Annotated in this window: 18 protein-coding genes and 2 pseudogenes; 10 read left to right on the forward strand and 10 right to left on the reverse strand. The window is 60.3% G+C overall.

Annotation, left to right across the window (positions count from 1 at the left end; genetic code table 11):
* Window positions 1-277: 277 nt before the first annotated feature.
* From L2A60_RS17430 to L2A60_RS17440, 3 genes are all read right to left on the reverse strand, one after another.
* The gene (locus L2A60_RS17430; protein WP_235705726.1) at window positions 278-1,276 is read right to left on the reverse strand and encodes a site-specific integrase; all 999 of its coding nucleotides are present in this window, start codon (window positions 1,274-1,276) and stop codon (window positions 278-280) included.
* Window positions 1,273-2,133: a tyrosine-type recombinase/integrase gene (locus L2A60_RS17435; RefSeq protein ID WP_235705727.1), complete on the reverse strand. Its 861-nt coding sequence runs from the start codon at window positions 2,131-2,133 to the stop codon at window positions 1,273-1,275. The genes L2A60_RS17430 and L2A60_RS17435 overlap by 4 nt, the downstream gene beginning before the upstream one ends.
* A gap of 80 nt (window positions 2,134-2,213) precedes the next feature.
* Window positions 2,214-3,173 (reverse strand): site-specific integrase, encoded by a 960-nt coding sequence (locus tag L2A60_RS17440; protein WP_235705728.1) that lies wholly within the window; start codon window positions 3,171-3,173, stop codon window positions 2,214-2,216.
* 178 nt (window positions 3,174-3,351) lie between these two features.
* Between L2A60_RS17440 and L2A60_RS17445 the strand changes: the two are divergent.
* Window positions 3,352-4,684, forward strand: a pseudogene (locus L2A60_RS17445) (IS256 family transposase).
* On the opposite strand, the gene L2A60_RS17450 reads toward L2A60_RS17445, so the two are convergent.
* Both L2A60_RS17450 and L2A60_RS17455 read right to left on the reverse strand, forming a co-directional pair.
* Window positions 4,621-4,920 carry a hypothetical protein gene (locus tag L2A60_RS17450; RefSeq protein ID WP_235705729.1) on the reverse strand — a complete coding sequence of 100 codons (300 nt, stop codon included), beginning with the start codon at window positions 4,918-4,920 and terminating at the stop codon, window positions 4,621-4,623. The pseudogene L2A60_RS17445 and the gene L2A60_RS17450 overlap by 64 nt on opposite strands.
* A gap of 61 nt (window positions 4,921-4,981) precedes the next feature.
* On the reverse strand, window positions 4,982-5,767 hold the full coding sequence (locus tag L2A60_RS17455) for a tyrosine-type recombinase/integrase (protein ID WP_235705730.1): 786 nt from the start codon (window positions 5,765-5,767) through the stop codon (window positions 4,982-4,984).
* 344 nt (window positions 5,768-6,111) lie between these two features.
* Here L2A60_RS17455 and L2A60_RS17460 point away from each other — a divergent pair, with 344 nt between their 5' ends.
* The 4 genes from L2A60_RS17460 (at window position 6,112) to L2A60_RS17475 (ending at window position 8,214) form a co-directional block, all read left to right on the forward strand.
* On the forward strand, window positions 6,112-6,675 hold the full coding sequence (locus tag L2A60_RS17460; RefSeq protein ID WP_235705731.1) for a hypothetical protein: 564 nt from the start codon (window positions 6,112-6,114) through the stop codon (window positions 6,673-6,675).
* A gap of 189 nt (window positions 6,676-6,864) precedes the next feature.
* Complete coding sequence (locus tag L2A60_RS20660; protein WP_262313360.1) at window positions 6,865-6,999, forward strand: hypothetical protein; 135 nt, start codon at window positions 6,865-6,867, stop codon at window positions 6,997-6,999.
* Window positions 6,996-7,220 (forward strand): hypothetical protein, encoded by a 225-nt coding sequence (locus L2A60_RS17465; RefSeq protein WP_235705732.1) that lies wholly within the window; start codon window positions 6,996-6,998, stop codon window positions 7,218-7,220. Before L2A60_RS20660 ends, L2A60_RS17465 begins: the two co-directional genes overlap by 4 nt.
* Window positions 7,221-7,293: 73 nt before the next feature.
* A complete protein-coding gene (locus L2A60_RS17475; protein ID WP_235705741.1) occupies window positions 7,294-8,214 on the forward strand; it encodes an efflux RND transporter periplasmic adaptor subunit in 921 nt (306 codons plus the stop codon).
* Between the two features lie 69 nt (window positions 8,215-8,283).
* Here L2A60_RS17475 and L2A60_RS17480 read toward each other — a convergent pair whose 3' ends face one another.
* The 3 genes from L2A60_RS17480 to L2A60_RS17490 all read right to left on the reverse strand — a co-directional run bounded on the left by L2A60_RS17480 (window position 8,284) and on the right by L2A60_RS17490 (window position 10,966).
* Complete coding sequence (locus tag L2A60_RS17480; RefSeq protein ID WP_235705733.1) at window positions 8,284-9,117, reverse strand: L,D-transpeptidase; 834 nt, start codon at window positions 9,115-9,117, stop codon at window positions 8,284-8,286.
* 226 nt (window positions 9,118-9,343) lie between these two features.
* Window positions 9,344-10,471 carry an IS5 family transposase gene (locus L2A60_RS17485; protein WP_235705734.1) on the reverse strand — a complete coding sequence of 376 codons (1,128 nt, stop codon included), beginning with the start codon at window positions 10,469-10,471 and terminating at the stop codon, window positions 9,344-9,346.
* A 207-nt stretch (window positions 10,472-10,678) separates the two neighbouring features.
* Window positions 10,679-10,966, reverse strand: a complete 288-nt coding sequence (locus tag L2A60_RS17490; RefSeq protein WP_235705735.1) for a COG4315 family predicted lipoprotein — start codon at window positions 10,964-10,966, stop codon at window positions 10,679-10,681.
* A 64-nt stretch (window positions 10,967-11,030) separates the two neighbouring features.
* Between L2A60_RS17490 and L2A60_RS17495 the strand changes: the two are divergent.
* Window positions 11,031-11,902, forward strand: a pseudogene (locus L2A60_RS17495) (IS1595 family transposase); the annotation flags it as partial.
* Window positions 11,903-12,249: 347 nt separating this feature from the next.
* Here the strand turns inward: L2A60_RS17495 and L2A60_RS17500 are convergent.
* Both L2A60_RS17500 and L2A60_RS17505 read right to left on the reverse strand, forming a co-directional pair.
* A complete protein-coding gene (locus L2A60_RS17500) occupies window positions 12,250-13,287 on the reverse strand; it encodes an IS110 family RNA-guided transposase (protein ID WP_235705736.1) in 1,038 nt (345 codons plus the stop codon).
* Between the two features lie 254 nt (window positions 13,288-13,541).
* Window positions 13,542-13,772, reverse strand: coding sequence for a COG4315 family predicted lipoprotein (locus L2A60_RS17505; RefSeq protein WP_235705737.1), 231 nt, complete (start codon window positions 13,770-13,772; stop codon window positions 13,542-13,544).
* Window positions 13,773-14,052: 280 nt separating this feature from the next.
* Between L2A60_RS17505 and mrdA the strand changes: the two genes are divergently transcribed.
* From mrdA to L2A60_RS17525, 4 genes are all read left to right on the forward strand, one after another.
* Window positions 14,053-15,879: a penicillin-binding protein 2 gene (gene mrdA / locus L2A60_RS17510; RefSeq protein WP_235705738.1), complete on the forward strand. Its 1,827-nt coding sequence runs from the start codon at window positions 14,053-14,055 to the stop codon at window positions 15,877-15,879.
* A gap of 98 nt (window positions 15,880-15,977) precedes the next feature.
* Complete coding sequence (locus L2A60_RS17515) at window positions 15,978-17,159, forward strand: hypothetical protein (RefSeq protein WP_235705739.1); 1,182 nt, start codon at window positions 15,978-15,980, stop codon at window positions 17,157-17,159.
* Window positions 17,160-17,423: 264 nt separating this feature from the next.
* On the forward strand, window positions 17,424-19,058 hold the full coding sequence (locus L2A60_RS17520) for a phospholipase C (protein ID WP_235705742.1): 1,635 nt from the start codon (window positions 17,424-17,426) through the stop codon (window positions 19,056-19,058).
* A 186-nt stretch (window positions 19,059-19,244) separates the two neighbouring features.
* Window positions 19,245-19,475, forward strand: a 231-nt coding sequence (locus tag L2A60_RS17525; protein WP_235705740.1) for a hypothetical protein, incomplete at its 3' end; no start/stop codon positions are given.

The following is a 19,475-nucleotide window of genomic DNA, read 5'->3' on the forward strand; positions in this document are numbered from 1 at the left end:
TTCCACTTTGGCTTTCCAATCCACGCGTGGCCCCCCGATCGTGCCGAGCGGACCGTAGGTTGAATGACGGGGGTGGGCCAAAATTCGCCATCACCGCTGGGCCAAAATTCAGTAGCAAAGCCACGCCGGCCTCAGGAAGCGGGTTTCACCCCACACGCTACGGCACTATCTGCCCCGCCTAACTATGTCGAGTAGCTTTGACCGCAACGGCAAACGTTTGAGGAATAGAGATATTTTCTGCAAAAACCCCCGGGCCACCCGACATAGTCAGTGTGATCTACAGGCTGTTCAAGAACGCCAGCAAATTGTCGTCGGGCCGGAAACGAGATGACTTGCCGGAATATGGGAGCGTCTTTGCCAACGCCTTCTCCTTCATTGCCAATGTCGCCTCGAGATAGATCTGTGTGGTCTCGACCGATTCATGGCCGAGCCACAGGGCGATGACGGCGCGATCGACGCCAGCTTGCAGGAGGTCCATGGCCATCGTGTGCCTAAGACGATGAACAGTGACGCGCTTTCCATTTAAGGACGGGCACATGACAGAAGCGGTCTGGCGGTGTTTGTTCAGTATGTACTGAACGCCATGAACGCTCAGCCGCTCACCTCTGGCGCTGGGAAACAGGATACTTTCTTCTCCGCGTTGAGGTTCTTTCAGCCAGTTTCTCAAGACCGCGGTCGTGGACTTGGCGAAGGGAGTGCAGCGTTCCTTGCGCCCTTTGCCGATGACGCGCAGGTGGGCGCCCGTGCCGAAGAACAGATCGTCTCGCTTGAGACTGGTGATCTCCGATAGCCGCAATCCGGTCTGCACCGCGACCAGCAGGAACGCGTGATCGCGCCGCCCGGACCAGGTCGATTGATCCGGTGCGGCCAGCAAGGCATCGACCTCTGGGCGGATCAGGAAATTGACGAGGGTTCGAGTGAAGCGCTTACTGGGAATCGCAAGCACGCGTTGAATTTGTGCGGAATGCTCGGGTGCCTCGAAAGCCGCGTAGCGAAAGAAGGAATGAATCGCCGTGAGGCGCAGGTTGCGGCTGCGGACGCTGACGCCCTGGTGGCTCTCCAGGTCATCAAGGAAGGCAACGATCAACGGCGCGTCGACGGCTTCGAAGTTCAAATGAGACGGCGGCCTATGCAATGTTCGTTTGGCGAACTTCAGCAGCTGCCGAAATGTATCGCGATAAGAACTGATTGTATGGGGGCTTGCCTGCCGCTGTTGCATTAGGCGTTGAGTGAAAAAGCGCTCCAACAGCGGCGCCAGGCTGGCATGCTTGGTCATGTCCGATCCTCCCAGCGGCCCTCAAGGCGGCGCATTGCTTCTTTCATCAGTTCGGGTGAGCCGCTCAAGTACCATTGGGTGTCGGCCACGTGGACATGGCCGAGATAAGTGGACAAAATGGGCAGGAGCCGCTGGGGATCTTGCTCGGCTTCGTACCAACGCAACAGCGTGTTGGTCGCAAAAACATGCCGCATGTCATGCAGACGCGGGCCGCGGCTATCATCCATGCCGCGCAGACCGATCTGGCGAGACACAGCATAGAATGTTCGATGAATGTCTCCCACATCAAGGCGATTGCCCAGCTGCGAAGTGAACAAATATGGAGACATCGCCTGGGCTGCACAATGCTGTCGGCGGCGTTTGATATAACGCTGAAGCACTGCGCACGTTGATGGGTGCATCGGCACAAGGCGGGACTTTCCGAACTTCGTGCCGCGGATCGTCAGCACAGCGGCATCGAAATCGATGTCCGAAAGCTTGAGGTTACGGGCTTCGCCGAGACGCAGGCCGGAAACGCTCAGCAATCCAAACAGGCAATAATATGTCCATGGCCTGAGCTTGCAACGGATATATCGGCACGGCATCTCGAGCGTTGCGGACAGGAGGCGCTTGATATCTTCCTTTGAGTAAAGATACGGTCGCGCCCGCTTCGGGCGAAAGGGCAGTAAACCATCTGGAGGAATCTGAGTTCGCGGATCAGCGGCAACTCGATGACGGGCGAATACCCGGACGTAGCCCAGCCGTCTTGCCCAATGCGAAGGCTGCGCATGCGACGGTCGCTGAGCCCAGGCAAGGGCAAGTTCCGTTGTGATATATGGCGTGTCATTGGCCTCCAGGAAGGTGACGAAATCGGTCAATCCCCTTCCTGTCTCTCGCAGCTTGAACCCCAGCCCTCGCCGCATCTCGATGTAGTCCTGGACAGCCTGTCGGAGTGTGCTCATTGGACTTCTCCCGGCCATGGCAAAGCCAATGTTCGCAAGGCGTCGAGGTCGACCTTGGCGTAAATCGCCGTTGTCTGGACATGGCGGTGTCCCAGGACTTCACCGATCTCACCTAGCGAGGCGCCGCCACGCAGCATCTCTGACGCAAGCCCATGGCGGAATTGGTGCGTTCCCTTTGTGGGAGAATCGATGCTGGCCCTCTTGAGTGAGCGTCGGATGATCGACCCGAATCCACTCGGCCCCTTGAAACCCCAGATCGGGGCCTTGTCGCGCAAAAAGACGCGACGACTGGCATTGCGTGGGCGCGACCTCCGCAGGTAGTTGGCAATCGCCTCGCCAACATCGGCAGGCAACGGAAGGTCATTGCGTTGACCGTTCTTGCCTCGCACATGAATCTGTCCCGCTATCCAATCGATATCGTCGAGTTCGAGCGAAACTACCTCACTCGATCGTAGTCCCAATCTCGCCAACGCGAGGATCATCGCATAGTCACGGCACCCGACGGGCGTATCGCGATCAATGCTGGCGAGCAAGCGGGTTACCTCCTCGCGGCCGATCGCACGAGGAATAGACGAGAGCGACCAGTTGGCCACGATTGGGACCGCTGCAACCAAGTCTGAGGTAATGTCCCCACGGTAACGCGCATAGGAGAGAAACGACCGCAGTGCGGTGGTTATGATTTTGGCGCGTCGCATGTTGAGACGCGAAACCTTCTTTTGCACGAAATCGGTCACGTCGACGGCACGCAGCTGTGCGAGCGAGACCTCATCATCACTGAAACGGAAGTTGAGAAAATCTCGGACAACTGGCCTGTAATTTATGATCGTTTGACGAGATAGCGCACGCGCATCTTGCAAATACCGCTCGTATGCCAGCACATGTTGTTCTACCGGCGATGGGCTGTGGTCGACCTCAATCTCTTCGGCGATTGCATTCTGGCTTCGCAAAAAAACCAAGAGATGTTGAAGAGCGGCGTTATCTCCAAGCTTTGGCCGTCGAAAATGCGCTCGGTCCAGCAAATAAGGGCCAGGATGCTCTTCGAGCTATGGCCGAAATTGGGTGATGGCAGGGTGAGAAAGGCGGCGTATCGAGGCGGGTGAGAGCCTGCCTGAACCTCCGAGGAGCGATACGCCTATGACGATGAATACCACCCTTCTTCCTTTCCGGAAGCCTGACGATATTGAGGATCCCCTGACGGCGGTCCTGAGAGATGGGGCGCGCCGGCTGCTTGCGCAGGCGATTGAAGCGGAGGCCGAGGCGTTTCTGACCGCAATGAAGGCGGCGCGGTTGCCGGACGGCCGGGATCGCCTTGTTCGGCATGGGCTGGGGCCGGAGCGGGTGATCCAGACCGGGATCGGTCCGGTCGAGGTCCAGCGGATCAAGCTGCGGGACCGCGGCGCCGGGACGGACGGGGAGCGGGTTCGCTTCACCTCGGCCATCCTGCCGCGCTGGTCTCGGCGCACGCGCAGCCTCGATGCTTTGCTGCCGATCCTCTACCTGCGCGGGGTCTCGATGGGCGACTTCCAGGAGGCGCTCGGCGCGTTGCTGGGGAAGGATGCGCCGAACCTGTCGCCTTCGGTGATCGCGCGGCTCAGGTCCGAATGGGCGGCTGACTATCAGCGCTGGCAACGGCGTGAGCTGTCGGCACGGCACTACGTCTACATCTGGGCGAAGCTTGCCAAAGGTTCCGTCCGGCGGAGCCGGATGGAAGGCAAGCGGAGGGAGACGGGATTTATTTGCAGGCACGGATGGAGCCGCAGGCGGAATGCATGCTGGTGCTGATCGGCGCGACGCCGGAGGGGAAGAAGGAACTGATCGGCTTTCAGGTCGGGGTGCGGGAGAGCGCGCAGAGCTGGCACGAGCTGCTGGTCGACCTGAAGGCCCGCGGCCTGGTCATCGCGCCGCAACTCGCCCCGGCTATGTGACCGGCGACGGTGCGCTTGGCTTCTGGAAGGCGCTCGAGGAGGTCTGTCCCACGACCAGCCACCAGCGCTGTACCGTGCACAAGACCGTCAACGTGCTCGACAAAATGCCGAAATCCATCCAGCCGGCCGCGAAGGCCGATCTGCGCGAGATATGGACTGCCCCGGATCGGGCCACGGCCGAGGCGGCAGTCGCGACCTTCGCCGAGAAATACGCGGCCAAATACGAGAAGGCGGTCACCTGCCTGATCAAGGACCGGGACGCGCTGCTGACCTTCTATGACTTCCCGGCCGAACACTGGGATCACCTGCGCACCTCCAATCCGATCGAGAGCGTGTTCGCCACGGTGCGCCACAGGACGATCCGCACCAAGGGCGCGCTGTCGCAGGACACTGCCCGGCTGATGGTGTTCAAGCTGGTGATGGCCGCCGCCAGGACATGGCGAAAACTGAAGGGAGAAAATCAATTGCCCAAGGTCATTCAGGGCATTAAATTCCAGAACGGCGTCGAGGTCATCCAGACGCCAGCACAGAACGCCGCCTGATCACCGGCGTCACCCAAATTCCGGCATAGCTCATGCTCTTCACTTAAGTCGCTTAGCTCAATCCCCTTTTGCCCGAGCCATTTGCTGAAGCCTGCAGCCATCAGCACCTGGTTCCTCATAGAAACAAGACCGTAGCCTCGATCAGCGAGCCACTCGGAAAACGGAATAATGTAACTCGCCACCGGGCCCTCTGGCGGCCGCGACATCGCCAAATCATCACTTATGAAATACGTCATTGCTTGCTCCCTTTCCAAGCTGGATTGCCGGAAAGGCCACAAACTATCTCTACACGCTGTCCTATAAACCTTTGGAATCTTGAACCGAAATCCCGCTACTCGACATAGTTAGGCGGGGCAGATAGTGCCGCAGCGTATGCGGGCTGACATTCTTGGTGATGCCGGCGGCGGCTGCCGCATCCTCGACGACGCGCGAGAGCTGGCGGGTGGTGATCGGCTTGGCCGGGTCCTGGCCGGGAAACAACCAACCCCCATGCAGCATCACCCCGTGGCGCCGGCCCTCCTGCCACCAGGCCCGCAGCAGGGTCAGCAGGTCGAGCGACAGCATAGCGTGGCGATACCGGCCACCTTTGCCGCGTTCGACGCGGATCAGCATCCGCGCGCTGTCGATATCCCCCACTTTGAGTGAGGCTACCTCGGCGACCCGCAGGCCCGCACCATAGGCAACGGCAAGGGCAGCGCGATGCTTGAGGCTTTTGGCCGCGGCCAGCAGCCGCGCCACCTCGTCGGCACTCAGCACGGTCGGCAGTTTGCGGGCATAGCGCAGGCGGATGAGCTTGCGAGAGATCTCCGGCCGGTCGAGTGTGTGCGTAAAGAAGAAGCGCAGCGCTGAAACCGTGCTGTTCATCGCCGGCGCATGCATCCCCAGTTCCGACAGGTGAATTTGAAACCGCCGGATGTCCTCCGCCGTCGCCGTGTCAGGTGAACGGCCCAGGAATGACACAAAGCCGGCGACGCTGCGGATGTAGTCGCGACGGGTCTTCTCGGTAAACCCGCGCACGCTCATGTCTTCGATCAAGCGCTGGCGCAGCCCAGTGCCTGTGGATGGCGACATCAACTTGTTCATCGGTGGCTCCTCTAGGGTTGAAGGAGCCATCATGTTCAGAACAGGCCGCTAGCCCGTTCAATCAATCAAATTCATTCGAATTTGTCCGCCGCTCTCAACCCAAGCACCTCTCCCGCGAAGCGGGTTCGTGCTTCGATCGTTTTCAGGCATTAGTGCAATGTTCTGTTCCGTATAAAATGGTCTCTGTGATGTCCAGCGCTGTTCCGCCGATCGCGGCGAGGCGGGACGGGCGAAGCACGCGTGCTTGTGAACGCTGAAGGCCATTCCGATTCTGGACAATGCAGCAGGTCACACCAAGATTGCCGATCCGGGGATTTTCCCCCCACAAAGGAGATGATGTCGTCATGATCGGAAAGAAAATTCTGCTGATTGCGGCGGCTGCGCTGGCATTGCCTGCCGTCGCCTGGGCGGCCCGTCCCGCCGCCCCCGATCTCGTCATGATTCCGGTCGGTTTTGTGCCGGTGCCGGTGTTTCAGCCGGTTCTGCTGCCGAGGCCGCGCGCCATGCTCCGCGAGATGGCGTTGATGCGGACGAGCATGGCAGCACTCCAGCGCCTCGCGATGCAGCCGATCATGCCGGCAATGCGGATCGCCGTCCCGCCGGGCGATTTCGGCTTCACCCAGGTGTCAATGGTATCGGTCTCCGGGTCGGGACAGGTGTGCGGCGAGACCGTGACCGTCGCGCCGGCGCCGGACGGCAGGCAGGTCGTCTCGGTGCGGCATATCGGCAAGGGCTGCGCGCCGCTGCCGGCTTCAATGCCCGCTCCGATGGCACCAATGCAGACCATGCCGGAGCCCGTGCAGGCCGCGCCGCATCCGCCGCCCGGCGCGCTGCCGCCGCCATCCAAGCTGATCTACGCCAAATACCAGATTCCGCCGAAAGGGGCGGCGCGCGTGCAGCAAGGTTGAGTTTGGCGGCGCCCACCCTGCCGGCGGTGAAAGCAGAAATGCGCCGCCTGTTTCGTCGGCTAAGGCGGCGATGGCTTGAACTGCGCTTCCGAAGATCGTCCCCGAACCACGTGCACGCGGAGGACCAGAGCTTCGCGCGCTCGAGGCGAGTTATTTCCCGCTGACCGCCGAGTAAACTATCAAACCGTCGTGATCGCTCGGATCAAGGCAAATGCGCAACGCTACGCCAACACAGGGGCGCTGTTCCAGGCGCTCGACGGCGGCTGGGGGAACTGCGACGGCGACGCGAAGAACGTGAAAACCTGCTGGGAAGCGCTGCCATGACAGCGACTGGTCCCGGAGCCGCGCAGCCGGGGCAGCGGCGCCCCTCGACTGTGAAGCGCCTGTTGATCATGCTGATCCTGGTCGGCGTCGTGCTGTTCCTGATCTTCGGCTTCGGCGCGTTCCATACCATCATGATCGGCAAGTTCCTCGCCACGCTGAAGAACCCGCCGCAGACGGTCGCGACCATGGTGGCGGCGAAAACCTCGTTCCAACCCCGATGAAAGCGACCGGCAGCCTTGTCGCTGAACAGGGTGCCGCCATTTCTGCCGAGGTCGCCGGCATCATCGACACGATATCGTTCCATTCCGGCCAGGACGTGAAGAAGGGCCAGCTCCTGGTGACGCTGCGGCCGAACAACGACAAGGCGCTGCTCGCACAGCTGCAGCGGCGGCGGCGCTCGACCGCATCACCTATCGACGCGACCTCGCACAGTATCACGCGCAGGCAGTCAGCCTGCAGACCGTCGATACCAACCGGGCCAATCTTGCCGTTGCCGAAGCACAGGTGAGGAGCCAGCAAGCGCTGATGGCGGAGAAGAAGATCTACGCGCCGTTCTCCGGGCGCATCGGCATCAGACAGGTCAGCCTTGGCCAATATCTCGCAGCGGGCATCCCGATCGCCACGCTCGAGTATCTCAACCCGATCGACGTCGACTTCTACCTGCCGCAGGCGGCGCTGCGCAGAATCCGTCCCGGCATGAAGCTGACCGTCAGCATCGACGCCTTCGGCGTCACGAAGTTCCCAGGTACGATCACGGCGATCGATTCGGCGGTGAGCACGACGACACGGATGATCCAGGTGCGCGCCCGCCTCATCAACCCGCACGACGAGTTGCGGCCCGGCATGTTCGCTCGCGTCACCATCGATGTCGGCGCGCCGGAGGAGCTCGTCACCCTGCCGCAGACCGCGATCGCCTATAATCCTTATGGCGACACGGTGTTTCTCGCGGGCGCCGACAAGGGCAGCAAAGCCGACCCGGTCAAGCCGGGCGCCAAGGCCAAAGGCGGCAAGACCCAGCCTTCGCTTCACGCCCAGCAGGTTTTCGTGACCCTCGGGCAGACACGCGGCGACCAAGTCGCGATCACCAAAGGCGTCGTCCCCGGCGACCAGGTCGTCGTTGCCGGTCAGCTCAAGCTCAGAAACGGCACGCCGCTGATGATCAACAACACTATCCTGCCGCCGAACAATCCAAATCCCACCGTTCCGAACCACTAAACCGCATCAAGAAGAATTTCCTCTTCCTGTTCATTAGGCAGCTGGTTCTGGCGATTGTGGTCAGCGCGGTCATCCTCGTGCTTGTTTTGGCAACGGTCCTGGGATTCGCAGCGGATTGTTGGTCCCCTGCGTGATCAGCACCAGCGCGCCCACCGGGATCAGCCGAGCTAGTTGGAGCACTGCGCCTGGCGCCATCTGCACACAACCGCGTGAGGCGGGTTCTCCGAGCATGCCGATATTCGCTGTGCCGTGGATGTAGATATCACGCCGCGCAGTATCGACGCTGCCACCACGGTTCCAGCCCGGCTGCAGGCCCTGGAGTTCGAGTATCCGGCCGAGAATCAGCCGGCTTGCCGCGATATCATGCGCGACGTCGATCGGCTTCGCAGTCCGGTCGGTCGGGCCGTCCCCACCGAGCACTTCATTGGATGGTGCCCCGTACCCGACGATCCTAGTGACACGGAATACTCCGGTCGGCGTCTTAAAACTGCCAAGTTGGCGGCCAATGCCATAGCGCGAGGTCGAGACCGGCCAAGCGTCGGCAAACCTGCCGCGCAGAAACAGATCGAGGCGCTGACGGGCGATGTCCACAACGATGAAGGCGCGATCGGCTTTACTGGGGTAGAGGCGGGTAAGGCGACGCCAGTCGGCATGAAAGGCACGGCAACGGAGATGAATGCGAATCTGGTCAAGATGCCGGAGAACAAACGGTGGCAACCCAGAGGGTGCGGCGGAAACGGACGGCGCCATGATGCCTGCATAGACCGCGACGGTGACACTCAGCAGAATGACGTGGAGCCGTCGCATCGGCGACTTTGCGGGTAACGGCATCTTGTCATGATCTCTTCTCTGATCTTGTGATCTGGCGAGGATGTTGGCAGCCGCCAAGGAGTTATGGATCAACTCGACGCGAAACTAACTCGCCACTCCCAATCTGCAAAATTGCTCAGTGCACAATTCTGTGAGCACGTGGTTCTCACAAGAGTTTGCATTTCACAATGTGGGCACCTCCATCAACTGGATGATTTGAGCGGCTTGGCGGTGTTTTGCGCTGGTTTTGACGCAAATTGAGGCGGTATCGGCTTTACCCCGCTTCTTTTTCGGCGGTTTTCCAGCGTTTTGGGCGCACCTATTCCATTGCTGTCCGTCGTTCGTGGAAGATCAGGCGGTTCATATTGTAGGCCAGATTGACAAGGGTGATCTTGGCCGCGGCGCGCTTGATGCCGATGGTGCGGATGAACAGTCCCATCTTGTCTTTCTGCTGCGCGAAAACATGCTCGACGCGGGCGCGGATCTTGGATTTAATGGCGTTGGCCTTGGCAATCCGCTCTGGCATCGGTTTGCCTCTGGGCTTCTTGCGGTGGATGCGGCTAACCCGGCCCTGCCGTTTGAGCCATTGCTCGTTGGCCTGGCTGCGGTAAGCGGTATCCCCCTCCGGGAACATTCCGCTCGCTGACGCCAGCGGAACCTTGGTTCCCTTCGCCCAGACATCGGAGGCGGTGTTGTCGTTCGTCACGACATCCCGGAGCATCCGTCCGTCAAAGCGGGCCGCGTCAGTGACCTTGCTCTTGCGGATGAAGCCGAAGGCCCGACAGATCGAGATGCTGCTCTTGTACCCGAAGCTCGAGATGGCGATGTCGATCCCCGGCTTGCCATCGGCCGTGGGCTTGGCCTTGGCGAACTTCAGTGTCCAGCGCGCGTCCGTATCCTTCTGCGCTGCCCTGGCGGGCTCGTCGGGCCAGATCTCGCCGGCCTTCTTGCCCGCCTTGATCGCATCCTTCTCAGCCTGGGTGTTGCGTTGCTTGGAAGCAGCCACCAGCGTCGCGTCGACGATCTGTCCACCCATGGCGAGATAGCCGCGTTCCTTGAGTTGCTTGTCAAAATCAGCGAACAGCGTATCGAGCGCACCCGCCTCGGTCAGCTTCTCGCGAAACAGTCGGATCATGTTCGCATCTGGCGTCGGTACACCAAGGTCGAAGCCAAGGAAGCGAAGCCAGATCAGCCGATCCCGGATCAAATACTCCATCCGCGCATCGCTGACATTGTTCTGCGCCGCCAGGATCAGCACCTTCAGCATCGCCACAGGATCATATGGCGGACGACCGCCCCTCATCCCGTCGCCATAGGCCAGCGCCGCAACCAATGTCGGGCGAAACGACTCGAAATCAATAATCCGGCCCAGTTCCTCCAGCGGATCGCCATAGGCCGAGAGCCGATTCAAATGATCCGACAACCCAAACAATCCCGCCTTCCGCATCGCCACCTCCCGTCAGGCGAAATGAATCAAATCACGCCCACAATGTCGAGGAGTTTTTGGAGGTGCCCATGTGTCGATCGCGTTGCCATCCCCAGACTGCCCGACCTCATCCGCCGTCACAGCAGATCGGCCAGACATTCGCCGTCCGGACTTTTGCCCCGGCTACGGTCGGCAGCATTCGAGCTGCCGACCCATGTACTGGTCAAGTCACGGTTTTTGGGTCCAGGAGATTTGCTTGGCGCCCGGTTTAGCGACTCGCCACAGACCTTTCACACCCTGGCCGGGGACATCTCCTGGCTTCGTGTCCTTGCTCCAGGTGTACAGAGGATATCCATCATAGGTAAGCTGCTTACCACCGCTTTTACGGACCATGCTGCCCCATGGTTTCATTGCTTTGAACTTGGTCGGAGCCTTGACGGCGGGCCAGAGCTCGGCGCACTGGCCATAACAAGTTGATTTGTGGCTGTTCGGAGTATCTTTTTCCTGATTACGCATGTTGATCCGTGAATTTCGGGGCGGTATGATCTGCTGCGAATGGAGGAATTTCCTGGAGTGTGGGATGGCACGGAACAAAGTTCAGTTTCAGAAAGGTCTCAGCGAAGCGGAGTTTGATCGGCTCTACGGAACGGAAGAAGCCTGCCGGGCGATCGTTTACTCCTGGCGCTGGGCGAAAGGTTTCGTCTGTCCGGTGTGCGGGGACACGCGGCATTGCGTGGTGAAGCCTCGACAATTGTTCCAGTGCACGGGGTGCGGTCGGCAGACCTCACTGACGGCGGGAACGATTTTCGCGCAGACCCATTTGCTGTTGCGCACCTGGTTCCGCGCAATGTATCACCTGACGCAGAGCAAAGGGGGGATATCGAGCATCGAGCTTGGCCGCCGGCTCGGGGTGACGCAGACCACCGCCTGGAAGCTGAAGCACAAGCTGATGCAGGTCATGATGGAGCGTGATGCCGGCAAGCGTCTGGGCGGACGGATCGAGATTGACGATGCTTAGTCGGGGGCGAGCGCAATGGCGGCAAGCGCGGCCGCGGTGCTGGCGGAAAGACCCCAATTGTTGCTGCGGTTGAGACGACGCCGGAAGGAAAGCCGGTGCGGATCAAGTTGCGACGGGTTCCAGGGTTCCGGCGCGATGCACTGAAAGCCTTGGCTCAGCGCCACTTCACGACCGAAAGCATCGTCGTCAGTGACGGTCTCGCCTGTTTTGCCGGCGTCGCAGAGGCAGGCTGCTCCCACCAGCCGAGCATCACCGGATCAGGGCGCAACGCCGCTCGAACACCCGCCTTCCGCTGGGTCAACACGACGCCGGCAAATATCAAGAACGCCATGGTCGGAACCTATCGCGCCGTGCGGCAAAAGCACCTGCCGCGCTACCTCGCCGAATTCGAATACCGTTTCAATCGCAGATACGATCTCGCCGCCATGATCCCATATGTGGACGACCGCCTCCTTGCAAGAATTTTCGGGCAATGCTTGATCAGATCGCTTGCGTTCATATGTGGACGACCGCCTCCTTGCAAGAATTTTCGGGCAATGCTTGATCAGATCGCTTGCGTTCATATGTCCGGCCTGTTGTCGCGCTCGCCCATGAACGCTGGCCAAGATGGTTTCCGCGATGCGAGTTCCTAACACGACTGCGACCTACAAGAGGCCATGGGATCATTCGGAATATCTCGTATCTTGGATCGATCGATCACGCCATCTGCTCGTTATCTTGCAAGTTCTGGCATCGGCTCAGCACGGTTGCAGATCAGTTGCTCCCCGTGTCTGGCTGATTTCTAAGCTGCGCCCGCGGGGGCCACGGGCCCGGACTTAACGGCGTAACTCTGGCCTGTGATCATCAGCTTCCAGGCGATTCGAGCCGTCTTGTTGGCCAGCGCCACGGCGGCCAGCTTCGGCGGCTTGCGCTTGAGAAGTTCGATGAGCCATGGCGAGCCGTTTCCGCCCCGCCGAACCTGTTTGATCACTGCGGTGGCTCCGACCACCAGCACGCTGCGCAACCCTTCATCACCGGCTCGCGTGATTACGCCGAGCCTAAGCTTGCCCGCGGTTGAATGGTCCTTCGGCGTCAAGCCAATCCAGGCGGCAAACTGTCGGCCCGATCGGAATAGCGCAGGCTCCGGGGTCTTCATGGATAGCAGCACCGCCCCAATCGGGCCGACACCAGGAATTTTGGCCAGGCGTCGGCTACGCTCATCGGTCCGATGCCAGGCCATAAGTTTGGCATCGACCACGTCGATCTGCTCCTGCAGATGCGCATATTCCTTGGCCTGGGTGGCAAACAGTTCCCGAGCCAAGGCGGGCAGGCTCTCGTCGGATTGTATGCGCCCGAGCAGCGGTGCCAAGTGCGCGACTCCCTTGGCGGCCGTAACGCCAAACTCGGCGGCATAGCCCCGGATGGCATTGGCCAGCTGTGTGCGATTGCGGATCAGTCGATCGCGGACCCCGACCAGCATCAAGGCCGCTTGTTGCTCAGCTGTCTTTACCGGTACGAAGCGCATCGTCGGCCGGCTCATCGCCTCGCAGAGTGCCTCCGCGTCTGCCGCATCGTTCTTACCGCGCTTGACGTACGGCTTGACCAGCTGAGGCGGGATCAGCTTCACCGTATGCCCAAACGATTGCAACAGTCGCGCCCAATGATGGCTTGCGCCACAGGCTTCGACCGCGATCGCCGTCGGCGGAAGTTTCTCGAAGAATGTCACCATCTCCTTGCGCCGCAGCTTCTTGCGCAGAACCAGCACCTCGGCGGCATTCACCCCGTGAAGCTGGAAAATATGCTTCGACGTATCCATTCCAATTCGGCTAATATGGTCCACGGACGGTCTCCCTTGTCTGAGATCAACGACGACCTCATTCTGGCACATCGATGCCGTCGGCGGCCGTCCACCCCAACACGCCTCGGATACGCCGCAGTTCATACCCCGCCAATGCCATATGCCTTGCTCAAACTCGCGGAGAAAAATGTGTAATCACGCCTCGGATACGCCGCAGTTCATACCCCGCCAATGCCATATGCCTTGCTCAAACTCGCGGAGAAAAATGTGTAATCACGCCTCGGATACGCCGCAGTTCATACCCCGCCAATGCCATATGCCTTGCTCAAACTCGCGGAGAAAAATGTGTAATCAGGATCTTTTTTGAATTCATAGACCGTCATACCCTTGGAGGTAGCATACACAGTGCCGAGTTCGGTGTGCTCAGTCTTGATGTTCGACGGCAGTGATGATGCAGCAAAAGCCGTTGCCGATATGAGAGTAATTCCGGCTCCCACGAACGAGCCAAGAAAGTAAGAGCGATGCATATTTCCCCCTTCAGCTCTTGAGAAAACCCTGCCTTTGCCTCGAAAAATGTCTTAAATTTGTCCGAGGATAACAGGAAAATGTGCCCGTCCTCAAACTTCGGTGATGGAATGCTGCATATCTCAAAGTGACGAAATCGGACCGATCTGAACCATCAATGCCGCGACATGACGCGTTGGTTGCTTGATCGTGTCTTGGGTTGTGGACGACATTGCCGCATGAAGGCAGGAGCTAGGACTTTGATGCCCTTTTACGTTACCGACATGCTGAATTGACCCGCCAATGGCACGTGGAAAGACCGAACGCGGCGTGTTCACCCGTCGCGTCCTGCTGCTGGGTGGCGCGGAGACCCTGATATTCGGCGCGCTGGTTGGACGGCTATACGATCTTCAGGTGATCGAGCATCCGCACTACCGCAAACAGGCGCGTGACAACGCGATCATGCAACAGCCAATTGCGCCGGAGCGAGGGCTGATCACTGACCGAAACGGTGTTCTGCTCGCAGGCAATCGCCAGCATTGGCGTGCTTTGTTCTTGATGACCAAGGCACCAGATGCACAAGCAACCATTGCGCGCGTCGTGAATCTGATCACCCTGTCACCCGATGAACAGGCGCGCATTGCCGCGATTCTTGCGGGCAAGCCACGCTATATGCCGGTGGTTCTCAAGAACGATCTTGACTGGCGGGAGATGGCACGCCTCGAGGTTCACGCAGCGACCCTGCCTGGCGTGATCATCGATCGTGGTTTTTCCCGGCTTTATCCGCTCGGCCCGGATACGGCCCATGTGGTGGGTTACGTGGTTCGCCCGGACGCGGTCAAGGTGCAGGCCGACCCGATCCTCGCTTTGCCGGGGATGCGGGTGGGTGGTTCGGGAATAGAACTAGCACACAACGCGGCGCTGCAGGGCGAACCCGGCGTGGTCGAGACCGAAGTGGATGCGCGCGGCTCGGTGGTGCGGGTGCTCGACCGTGATCGGAGCCGGCCGGGTGAGACTGTGTCACTCACCTTGGACGCTATCTTGCAGCGCGCCGCCGTTGCCGGCTTGCGCGGCCGGGTCGGTGCCGTGGTGCTGCTCGATGCACGGAACGGGGCGGTCCTGGCGATGGCGAGCGCCCCTTCGTTCGATCCATCATGGTTCGATCAGGGCGTGCCGGATGCGGTGTGGTCACGCTGGATGAATAATTCCGAGCGTCCGCTGACCAATCGTGCGACCCAGGGGTTGTTCGCACCGGGCTCGTCGTTCAAACCCACAGTTGCGTTGGCGGCGCTTCGCTGTGGCGCGATTACCGCAGAAACCCGGTTCTTCTGTCCCGGCCACCTGAAAATCGGCAACCGGATGTTCTACTGCTGGCTGCGCTCCGGCCATGGCTGGATGGATGCCGTTTCCGCCCTACAACAAAGCTGTGACGTGTTCTACTATCACGTCGCGATGCGCACCGGCATCGACCGGATGGCCGAAATGGGTGCGCGGCTCAGTCTGACCGGTGCGCCGAAACTCGACTTCCCCGATCTCGCCGCTGGGTTCCTCCCCTCCCATGAGTGGGCGCGTCGACATCGCATTACCTGGACTGAAGGCGACACGGCGGTGGAGGGTATCGGCCAGGGTTATACGTTGTTCACTCCGCTGGATCTTGCGACGATGATAGCCCGCATTGCGACGGGCCGTGCGATCGCGCCGCATCTGGTTCGGGCAATCGGCGACAAGATAATAAAACGTCCGGCGAGCAAAACGCTGGGACTCGATGGACCGCATCTGGCAACCGTGCGCCAAGGGCTTGACGAGGTGGTCAACACCCCGCTCGGCACGTCCTGGGCGGCGCGGTTGCGGCTGCCTGGCATTCGCATGGCAGGCAAGACCGGCACGGCTCAGGTGATCAACGAAAATGCTGCGATGGAGGCGGCGAATTACAACGATGCCCGTCTACCCTGGAAATACCGGCCGAATGCGTTGTTTGTCGGCTATGCGCCGGTTGACGTGCCGCGCTTCGCCGTCGCCGTGGTGATTGAGCACGGAACGTTGCTCGAGCCGGTGAAAGTGGCGCGGGATGTTTTCACAGTGGCATTGGGACAGGATCTGAGGGCAGACCAATTCACGCAAAGATCCTGATGCTGATTCCGGAATGGATTTCCCGGCGTGGTATCGAGCGCCACTGTATCATGTTCGCGTGATCCACGCGAGCTGACGGTTGCCGGGTGATACCAATCATGACACTGACGGATACGGAGTTCGTCATGGCCAGTCCTTCGAGCTTGTTTTCCGCAGCCGCGTCGTTGCCGTCCTCGGACGGCCTTGCCCCGGATGTTGCGGCACCGATCGCCCATACCGCAACGGCAATCGCACGGCTCGACCAAGCACTGGGTAACCACCCGCTACGACACGCCTTTCTCTGCCGTACTAGGCTCGAGACGGTGCGTCGCTTGGCTGCCGTCGACGGGCATTTCATCGATCCCTGGCATCTCGCTGCAGTACTCGAGGGTGCCAAGCTTCGGGTAGTCGGCCATACGCACCGCATCGCCGGACGCGGTGCGATCTTCGAGGCCGCCCGGTATGCTTTGGTGCAGTATCAATGGCTGGTTCATCCCGACTTCGGCCAGGAGGAGGCGGTACGACGCGCAGAGGCAGCACTTGCAGCGCAGCTACCGCAATCACCGACACTGCTCGCTGCAGCCTACGGGATGCATGCCTGGATCGACTCAAATGCCGAACAAGCACCGATGCGAGCTGCCATCGTACGGTTCTGGACGCGCCGTCATCTTCTCCATGTGCCGGTTCCGCTGATCGGAGTGGCGGCGCTGCAGACGGACATCTCGTGGGCGATCTGCGACTGGATACCGGCGTTTCTGCGGGCGGTCGCGGGGGAGGCGGCCGACGGTCTCGATCTGCTGCTCACCTTGGAGCGCGCCTGGCGCGCCGCGCGAGGTTCGGTGGCGGCGCGACGGCGCGACTCACACGCCGCGGCGGTCGTCGATCTTCTCGCCGCTACGCCGGTGCTCTCGGCGACGTCGCTCGCATCCGGGCTCGGCATCGCAATCAAGAACGCGATCCGCCTGCTCAACGAGCTTTGTGCCGAGGGCATCGCCATCGAGGTAACCCATCGTTTGAGGCGCCGGCTGTTCGGGCTCAATGGCCTTGCCCCTTTGCACGAAGCCGCGGTGCCGCCACGGTCGACAATACCAGAGTGGCGCAATGGCCGACGTCGTCTTGAATTCGTTGGCGCGACGGAGGCAAATCGACCTTCGCAACTCCTGCCATTCCTGTCGACGGACAAGCGGTCGAGCCTCGATTACAGCGATTTTGAGCAGGCAATAACGCAACTGGACGCCAGGATAGGCAACACGAGGCAACTGCTCGAGATGATGATGGAGAGAGCAGATCCCGAGCGGTAAAAGAAAAATGACCAAAGTTCTCCGGCGACTCTGTTTGCCCTGCTCTTGTCGGGAACCCCATGCCGTGGTCGTCGCGCCGATGTCGCCGCATCTTGTTTGTTGTCATATTTTGTCGAACGACACGGATGGGAACCGCTTTCGAACTAACGGAGGTTCGGAAGGACGTAGAGTCGGTCTGGCGACCGATTCATTCGAACGCTCTCGGTGCCTACCTCACCCCGCCGACCGACATATTGCCTGAATGGTACTACGTAGTCGGGTTTGGTGGCGCATCGCAAAAATTTCATCACCTTTAAGGGCGAGCCCTGGTATTGTGAAAAAATGGTTAGTTCACGAGCGACCCGGCGCGAGATAATCCGGGCCACGATGGCGGCCGGACCGCTGGTCCTTGCTGCTCCCTATATCGAGGGTATTGCCCGCGCCAGTGGACTCAGTCATGCGGCGCAGCTACGCGGGAAGATCGATCACATCGTAGTCATTTTTCAGGAAAATCGCAGCTTCGATCATTATTTCGGTACCTATCGCAATCCGAACGGCAAAAAGCCACTCAATCTACTCGATGCCGAAGGAGCCATCGACTGGCGTTTTCTTGGATTGCAAAAAAATCCAGCCGGCATTTCCTATTCGACACTGCCGATGCCGATCGACGTGCCGGCGTTGCAGCGTTCCCTGTTCCGCAATCTACCTTTCCATATCGGCCCTTACGTGCCAGCCGCGCAGAACATCCGTTGGGATCCGCAGCACCGATTTTTCCGCATGTCGGCAGAACTCAACAACGGCAGGATGGATCGATTCGTGGCTTTCGCCACAGGCAGCCACACGCATCTCTCGCGTGCCGATTTACGCACCTTCAGCGCCGAGGTGATCGGTTTCGATCTCTCGCGGCCCAGCGGCCCGGTGCTCGGGTTCTACGATCGCGACGATCTGCCATTCTATCATCGTCTCGCCGATCGCTACACGCTGTTCGACCGTTTCTTCCAGGCGATGACCGGCGGTTCGACCGGTAACGCGCTGTATCTCGTCGCGGCGCGATCTTGTGTCAATCCGCACGTGTCGACGGATGCCCGAAGCCCGTTCGACCCCAAAGCGACCGGCCTCGATCACCAATTCTTCGAACTGCCATACGACCACTACGGCACGATGGTGAACGATCTGCCGCCCAGCCAGGGACCGATAAGCGCCAACAATATCAGGGCACTCAAGCTCTCGCCGCCGCCTTCGCTGCAAACCTATGACAATATTGGCGACCGGCTGACTCGCGCCGGTGTGTCCTGGGCCTGGTTCAACGAAAACTGGAACCTCGTAAACCCCTGGGCATTGAAGACGGCGCTCGGTTCGGGCGACGGTTCGGCGATTATCGATACCGGCAAGCTCTACGAAGGTCATCACAATCCCTTCCAGTATTATCCGCGCTGGCCTGCCTATGTCAGGCGAGGCCATATCCGCAGCAGCGACGATTTTTTTGACGATGCGGCGTCCGGCAAGCTCCCGGGCGTTTCTTTCGTCAAGGCGTCGGGAGCGCACGACGAGCACCCGGCCAACTGCCCGCCCGCCTGGGGCATGGCTTGGGTCGAAAGGCTGGTTCGGGCAATGGCGGACAGTCCTGCATGGAATCGAACCGCAATCATCATCACCTACGATGAAGGCGGCGGCTTCTGGGATCAGGTTGCCCCGCCGCAGATTGACGCCTATGGCCTGGGAACACGTATTCCCGCCATACTTGTCAGCCCCTATGCGCGCATCGGCTTCATAGACCATCATGTCGCCCATACTGGCAGTGTGCTGAAGTTGATCGAAACCCGCTTCGGGCTCGCTCCGCTCAACCACCGCGATCGTGACGCCTACGACATGTCCGGAGCTTTTGATTGGGACCAAAGGCCAAACCCGTTCCCGGTTTAGGAATCATTTCAGCAATGGACGAGGCTTCTGAGCGGGAGCACCGTGCAGACCTCCCGCATCGAGCCACGCTGAGACACTGCCCCAAACCGTGAACCATGCAAATCTCTCGATAGCAGGTTCGCCTAACATAAACTCGTTCAGTTCGAGAAACGCTCTATGTTGTGTCAATTGGTTTATCGCCGTGCGATGCGTGCATGGCCGCCTCGGGAGGCTTCGATTCGCATCGGGCCGTCGGGCTGGCCGCGGGCATCGCGCGGGATCGTCTGGCCGGGGATTGCCATTTTCATGCGCCGCCGCGCGGTCGGGTGCCGCAAGCCGGGTGCGGAAATCGGGGCGCCGGGCGGTGAGCACGGCGGCACTCGGCTTGATCGGGTGGAGCACCGTGGCATCGATCAATTTCGCGCCGACCGCGAGATA

It is taken from the genome of Acidiphilium iwatense (assembly GCF_021556475.1).
In the GTDB taxonomy this organism is placed as follows: Bacteria; Pseudomonadota; Alphaproteobacteria; order Acetobacterales; family Acetobacteraceae; genus Acidiphilium; species Acidiphilium iwatense.